The organism is Streptomyces sp. NPDC050619, from assembly GCF_040654815.1.
Lineage (GTDB): Bacteria > Actinomycetota > Actinomycetes > Streptomycetales > Streptomycetaceae > Streptomyces.
In genome coordinates this window covers 1-1,234 of record NZ_JBFAIR010000156.1, presented here as the reverse complement: position 1 = coordinate 1,234, position 1,234 = coordinate 1, and the positions used below count along the sequence as shown (strand labels likewise).

Here is a 1,234-nt window from a genome sequence, read left to right as displayed (position 1 = left end):
GGCGGGCTGGCAGGCGCTCAGCAACAGCGCGGCGACGGCCAGCGGCCAGGACAGGCGTGGGGACAGCGGGAGCGAAGGCATGCGAGTCGTCCTTGAGGCGGTGTACCGCCATCAACGTCCATGTGGTCCCGGCGGGGTCGCGCGCGGCCTGCGCACGCCGCGTTCAGGCGTCGAAGTGCTTGCGTACCGCTTCGAAATCCAGCACCGGACGCACCTCGATCCGGCCGGTGCGGCTCCACGGAAACTCCTGGGCGATGCGCAGCGCCTCGTCCATGTCGGCCGCCTCGATCAGGTTGAAGCCGCCCAGGTACTCCTTGGCCTCGGCGAAGGGGCCGTCGAGGAAGGTGGTGCGACCGTTGCGCGTGCGCAGCGACACCGACTGCGCCGGCGGCGCCAGCATCTGCGAATCCATCAGCTTGCCGTCGGCGCGCATCTGGTCGGCGTGCTGCAGGCAGCCGCGCATCATGGTCGCGTACTCGCCGTCGGGCAGGGCTTCGATCAGCGCGTCGTCGTTGTAGATCATCACCAGAAACTTCATTCGCGACCTCGGTGGCGTGGCGGGGCGCGACCGCGAGGTCGCCGATGCATGCGTCGCAGGATAGCGCCATCGGCGCAGGCCGATGCAGTGACAAAACGCATGCGGGTTCAGGCTTCGCGGCGCAGTTTCCCCCAGCGCCGGGCCGCGTGGGACCATAACCCGTCCGTTCCCCGGCCCTACCGCCCATCCGCATGCATCCCGAGTTCGTCTGCCGCCCCATCGCCTATCTGCGCTCGCCCTACGCCCAGCGCATCGACGCGCCGCACCAGTCGACGGTGGTGGCGGGGACCGAAAGCGGCGCGGTGGTGGAAGCTCGGCTGGAGTTCGTCGCCGAGCTGCCGCCGCAGGCCTACGCCGACCTGGCCGGGTTCGAGCGGATCTGGCTGATCTTCGCGTTCCACCGCAGCCAGGGCTGGAACGCGCAGGTGAAACCGCCGCGCGGCGGGCCCAAGCGCGGGGTGCTGGCCACGCGCTCGCCGCACCGGCCCAATCCGTTGGGGCTGTCGGCGGTGGAGCTGGTGGCGGTGGAGGACGGCGCGCTGGTGCTGCGCGGGGTCGACCTGCTCGACGGCACGCCGGTGCTCGACATCAAGCCGTACGTGCCCTACGCCGACGCCTTCGTCGGCGCGCGCGCCGGTTGGATCGATCAGATCGACGCCGCCCAGGGCCGCCATTCCGCGCCCGGCCCGAAGCGGC

The 1,234-nt window shown here is 71.1% G+C and carries 2 protein-coding genes; one reads left to right on the top strand and one right to left on the bottom strand.

Annotated features, from left to right (window positions below; translation table 11 throughout):
- Window positions 1–163: 163 nt before the first annotated feature.
- On the bottom strand, window positions 164–538 hold the full coding sequence (locus tag AB0I77_RS53665) for a YciI family protein (protein WP_096376544.1): 375 nt from the start codon (window positions 536–538) through the stop codon (window positions 164–166).
- Between the two features lie 191 nt (window positions 539–729).
- Between AB0I77_RS53665 and tsaA the strand changes: the two genes are divergently transcribed.
- The coding region (gene tsaA / locus AB0I77_RS53660; protein ID WP_363290345.1) for a tRNA (N6-threonylcarbamoyladenosine(37)-N6)-methyltransferase TrmO at window positions 730–1,234 on the top strand (505 nt) is incomplete at its 3' end.